7 protein-coding genes are annotated in these 4,961 nt (G+C 71.2%); all 7 read left to right on the top strand.

The genetic code is table 11. The features are described from left to right. Positions 1–378: zinc-binding dehydrogenase (locus tag VFW24_10010; protein HEX5267095.1), on the top strand; the 378-nt coding region annotated here is incomplete at its 5' end. A gap of 62 nt (positions 379–440) precedes the next feature. Then, on the top strand, positions 441–2,057 hold the full coding sequence (locus VFW24_10005; protein HEX5267094.1) for an FAD-dependent thymidylate synthase: 1,617 nt from the start codon (positions 441–443) through the stop codon (positions 2,055–2,057). 416 nt (positions 2,058–2,473) lie between these two features. Further along, on the top strand, positions 2,474–2,971 hold the full coding sequence (locus tag VFW24_10000) for a DUF4193 family protein (protein ID HEX5267093.1): 498 nt from the start codon (positions 2,474–2,476) through the stop codon (positions 2,969–2,971). Further along, a complete protein-coding gene (locus VFW24_09995) occupies positions 2,968–3,414 on the top strand; it encodes a universal stress protein (GenBank protein ID HEX5267092.1) in 447 nt (148 codons plus the stop codon). Before VFW24_10000 ends, VFW24_09995 begins: the two co-directional genes overlap by 4 nt. A gap of 18 nt (positions 3,415–3,432) precedes the next feature. Next, positions 3,433–4,032: a hypothetical protein gene (locus VFW24_09990; protein HEX5267091.1), complete on the top strand. Its 600-nt coding sequence runs from the start codon at positions 3,433–3,435 to the stop codon at positions 4,030–4,032. Then, positions 4,032–4,493, top strand: coding sequence for a GNAT family N-acetyltransferase (locus VFW24_09985; protein HEX5267090.1), 462 nt, complete (start codon positions 4,032–4,034; stop codon positions 4,491–4,493). Before VFW24_09990 ends, VFW24_09985 begins: the two co-directional genes overlap by 1 nt. A gap of 17 nt (positions 4,494–4,510) precedes the next feature. Continuing rightward, a complete protein-coding gene (locus VFW24_09980) occupies positions 4,511–4,918 on the top strand; it encodes an NUDIX domain-containing protein (GenBank protein HEX5267089.1) in 408 nt (135 codons plus the stop codon). Positions 4,919–4,961: the final 43 nt, after the last annotated feature.

Below are 4,961 nucleotides of genomic sequence, written 5' to 3'. Positions count from 1 at the left end.
AGGGAGATGGGCGCCGAAGACGCCTTCGACTCCACCGAGGACTTCCCCGTGCGCGCCGACGTGGTCTTCGAGAACGTGGGGGCGGCCACCTGGGACCGCTCGCTCCGCGCCCTCACTCCGGGCGGCCGCCTGGTCACCTGCGGCGGTACCGCCGGCTCCAAGGTGGAGATATCCCTGCCCCGGCTGTTCTTCAAGCAGCACGAGATCATCGGGTCGACCATGGGCTCCTACGCCGAGTTCGCCGAGGTCACAGCCCTCGTGGCCCAGGGCCTGCCGGTGGCCGTGGACGACGTGGTCTCCGGTCTGGACGCCCTCCCGGGCGCCCTCGAGCGGCTGGAAGCGGGGGAGCAGCTCGGCAAGCTGGTCGTCCGCCACTGACCCTTCGGCGGCCTCCAGCAGTCCGCGACGGCTGAGCAGCCCGGTCGTACTCTGGTCCGGGCATGACCCATCCCTACGTCGTCGAGGACTTCGCCCCCGACGAGGCCGACGTCCTGCGGCGGTATTTCACCAACCTCGACCGGCCCGTGTTCGCCCTCGTGAACCTGCCCGAGGTCGTCAAAGGCGCGCTTTTCGCCCGCTATTCGCGGTCGGCCAAGAGCCTCCGGCGCCTGTTCCTGGACGAGTTCGTCGGTGACCTCGACATGAGCGGGGACCAGACCGTCGACGCCACCGTCGGCCTGTCCCGAGCCGAGGAGCTCTACGCCCGGGTGTTCTACGACTACGGGGACGACTCGGTGGCCCAGCTCGGCGGGGTGCATCTCGCGTGCGAGCAGGCCTCCAACCTCCTCACCAAGATCCTCGAGTGGGGACGGCTGATGTCGTACCTCGAGCAGTCCACGCGCTATATCGCCTACGACGCCCGGCTCGACCGGGGCCGCTACCGGTACTTCCGGGACCCGGCCGTGCTGGAGTCGGCGATCGGCGCCCGCTACGTCGGCGAGATGGACCGGATGTTCGACACCTACTCCGAGCTGCTCCGGCGTATGCAGGCCTGGTTTGCCGAGGCCTACCCCCGCCAGCCCGGGGACTCCGACTTCGTCCACCGCCAGTCGGTGAAGGCCAAGGCCCTCGACGCCGTGCGGGGCCTGCTCCCGGCGGCGGCGCTGTCCAACGTCGGCATCTACGGCACCGGCCAGGGCTACGAGCAGCTCCTGTTGCGCATGCGCGCCCACCCCCTGCCCGAGGCCCAGGTGTACGCCGAGATGATGCTCGACGAGCTCCGCAAGGTGATCCCCTCGTTCGTCCGCCGGGTGGACGTCGAGGACCGGGGTGTGGCGTGGAGCCGTTATCTGGCCGAGAACCGGGAGGGCATGGCCCAACTGGCCCAACGGCTCCTCAAGGGGGAGGAGGCGGAGGAGCGGCCCGAGGTCGTCCTCGTCGACCACGACCCGGCGGGGGAGGACAAGGTCGTCGCCGCCATGCTCTACCCGTACTCGGAGTTGCCCGAGGACCAGCTGCTGTCCCGGGTGGAGGCCATGTCGGCGGAGGAGAAGCTGGTCGTGGTGCAGACCTACGTGGGGGAGCGCACCAACCGCCGGCACAAGCCGGGACGGGCCTTCGAGCGCACCGACTACCGCTTCGACGTCCTGTCCGACTACGGCGCCTTCCGCGACCTGCAGCGTCACCGCCTGCTCACCATCGAATGGCAGAGCCTGGGTCCCGAGCACGGCTTCGAGGTCCCGGGGCCGGTCCTCGACGCCGGTGCCGAGGAGCCCTACCGCGAGTCGATGCAGCGCTCCGCCGACCTGTACTCGGACATGGCCGCCGCGTTCCCCGACCAGGCCTCCTACGCGGTGGCCCTCGGGTTCCGCGTCCGCTACGTCATGCAGATGAACGCCCGCCAAGCCATGCATCTCATCGAGCTGCGCTCCGGGCCCCAGGGCCATCCCGCCTACCGCCGGGTGGCCCAGGAGATGCACCGCCTCATCGCCGACCACGCCGGCCACCGCGCCCTGGCCGCCGCCATGAGCTTCGTGGACCACAGCCAGGTGGGCCTCGAGCGGCTGGAGGCGGAGCGCCGGGCCGAGGCCCGCCGGAGCCGGCCAAACTCTGCCTGACGGCGCCTTATCGGCCGGCCCGCAACGGAAGTTGTCCGTCTCGGCCCCCGGGCCCAGAAACGGGGCTACGGCCCTTGACGCCAAGTCACGCGCGCGCCATTACTTGTTCGGTCCCAGGTAGCCCCGAGGTCAGGACTTGGGTCTTCCAGACGCGGCGGAGCAGTTCGACGTGGCGTGTGGCAGGGGGCTCACGGGGGGCGGCGTCGGTCCGGGAAGTCGAGTAGAGAACGTCCCAATAACCCCTCGGAACAGGAGTTCCGGGCGGACCACCGGACGGCCCCAAAGACTTTCCGGATCGAACGTCGCCCCGGCCCGGAGGCTGTTGGGGAGCCCTCCGGAGGGGTAAGAGGACCGTCCGGAACGCCGCGCGCCGACGTATATGCTCCGCCGGCACCGCCTACCCAAGGACCCTTTTCATGGCCGACGACCTCGACGAAGAGCAGGAAGAGGACGACGCGCTCGAAGAGCCGGAGGAGATCAGCGAGGACGAGCTCGAGGAGCTCGACGAGGACGATCTCGGGGATGACGACCTGGCCGATGACGACCTCGCCGGCGACGAGATCGACATCGACGCTGAGGGTGGGGAGGCCGGAGAGGACTCCGACGAGGCGGAGGGCGGGGACACCGCTGCCGCTGCCGCCCGTACCGAGACCGAGGAAGAGGAGGAAGAGGAGGACGAGGAGCTCGACGAGGACGTCGAAGCCAGCCTCGACGTCATCCTCAAAGAGCGCCTCGTCGTCCAGGAAGAGGAGGACGAGGAGGAGGACGTCCCCGACGTCGAGGAGCGGGGGGACAGCAGTGGCAAGGTGCTCCCCAAGCAGCCCGACGAGTTCGTGTGCCAGTCCTGCTTCCTCGTCAAGCATCCCAGCCAGCTGGCTGACCGCGACCGGATGCTCTGTCGCGACTGCGTGTGACGCCGTGGTCGACGATCGTGGTCGGCACCGACGGATCGGAGACCGCGGCCCGGGCGGTGACCCACGCCGCCGAGCTGGCCGCCGCTACTGACGCCAGCCTCGTGGTCGTGACCGCCTACCCCGAGGGCGGGGACGAGACCCGGAACACCGGTTCGGTTCCCGCCGACATGGAATGGGCTCTCACCGCCAGCGCCGGCGCCGAGGAGCTGGCCCGGGCCGGCGTCGAGCGTGCCACCGAGGCCGGAGCCCGCTCGGTCCGCGCCCGGACCGGTCGCGGCGAGCCCGTGACCGTTCTTCTCCAGGTGGCCGACGAGACCGACGCCGACCTGATCGTCGTCGGCTCCAAGGGGATGACCTCGGCCAGCCGGTTCATAACCGGCAGCGTCCCGAACACACTGTCGCACCACGCCAACCGGGACGTCCTGATCGTGCGCACCGACTGACGCACTACCGTCATGGCCGTGAGCGAGGACAGGAACCCCCTGGAATCGGCCCTCGACGTGTTCGTGTACGCACCGCTGGGGCTGTTCTTCACCGTGACCGAGGAGATGCCCAAGCTGGTCGAGAAGGGCCGGGAACGCCTGACGACCCAGCTGACCACGGCCCGGATGCTCGGCCAGATGGCGGCTCCCCAGCTGCAGGCCGAGGCCGAGAAGCTGGTGAAGGGCGTGATGGACCGCCTCTCGTCGCCTCCCGGGGGTCCCGTCCGCGCGCCGGCTGCCCCTCCGCCTCCTCCGCCGCCGCCTCCGCCTCCCCGGGCCCGCCCGAGCGTGGAGCCCATGGGCATCGACCGCCCCGGGCCGGCGCCCGGCCCCGTCACCGCCCCGCCCGGCAGCCCCGCGACGGGGACCGGAGGGAACGGCTCGGTGGCCCACGCCGGGGACTCCACCCATCTGGCCATACCGGGATACGACACCCTGTCGGCCATGCAGGTGGTGCAGCGGCTGGCAGGACTCTCGCCCCCCGAGCTGGAGGCGGTCCGCGCCTACGAGGCGGCCCACCGCGGCCGCAAGACCATCCTCCACCGCGCCGAGCAGCTGCTGTCCGACCCAGCGGGCTGATGGAGGCGGCCCGGCCGGCACGGGTCGAGGAGCTGCCGCGGCTGGCCGAGCTCGCTGGCGCCGCTGGCGCCGCTGCCGCCGCCTTCCGGGGCGGGGAGCTGTTGACCCACGGCCTGCGCCACGAGGACCCGGATGCGGTGCGCACCTGGCTCGAGGGATACACCTCGGGCACCGACCGCCTGCTCCTGGCCGGGACCCTCCACGACTCGATCGTGGGCGTGGGTGCGGTGCGCGCCCGCTCCAACCCCGCGGTGGGGTCGTTCGACGTGCTCTATGTCGAACCGGACGCGCGCAGCGTCGGGGTCGGCGCCGCCATCGTCGATGCCGGGACCGAGTGGCTCCGCAGCGCCGGTTGCTCGGGCGTCGACGTGGTGGCCCTTCCCGGCGCCCGGGACACCAAGCAGTTCCTGGAGGGTGCGGGTCTGGTGGCGCGGCTCATTGTCATGCACCGCGCCCTGTGAACGGGAAGGAGGCGGTCGTGGGTCCTGAGGTGTGCGTCGGAGCGGTCGTCGTCCAGGACGAGCATCTGCTGCTCGTGCGCCGGGGCCACGGCCCGGCAGCGGGGGAGTGGTCCGTCCCGGGCGGAAGAGTCGAGACGGGTGAGACCCTGGCCGAGGCGGTGGTCCGCGAGGTGGCGGAGGAGACCGGTCTCGACGTGGTCTGCGACGAGCTGCTCGGCTGGGTCGAGCGGATCGGGACCGATCACCACTTCGTCATCTTCGACTTCCGCGCCACTTCGGTGGGCCCTGCCGACGCCGAGACCCGCGCCGGTGACGATGCCGCCGAGGTGGCCTGGATCCCGCTACCCGACCTCAGCGAGCTGCGCCTGGTCGACGGGCTGGCCGAGTTCCTCGCCACTCACGGCGTGATCGACGTCTTCGCCTGACGTCCGCGCCCTGATCGGGTTGGCGCCGGTCAGCGGCCCTTCC

The sequence above is a fragment of the Acidimicrobiales bacterium genome, from assembly GCA_036273495.1.
In the GTDB taxonomy this organism is placed as follows: domain Bacteria; phylum Actinomycetota; class Acidimicrobiia; order Acidimicrobiales; family JAJPHE01; genus DASSEU01.
The sequence above is the reverse complement of the archived record's forward strand: the minus strand, read 5'-3'. Positions and strand labels throughout refer to the sequence as shown.

Coding starts and splice junctions, on each gene's coding strand:
- VFW24_10005 (HEX5267094.1), top strand. CDS start 441: ATGACCCATCCCTACGTCGTCGAGGACTTCGCCCCCGACGAGGCCGAC.
- VFW24_10000 (HEX5267093.1), top strand. CDS start 2,474: ATGGCCGACGACCTCGACGAAGAGCAGGAAGAGGACGACGCGCTCGAA.
- VFW24_09985 (HEX5267090.1), top strand. CDS start 4,032: ATGGAGGCGGCCCGGCCGGCACGGGTCGAGGAGCTGCCGCGGCTGGCC.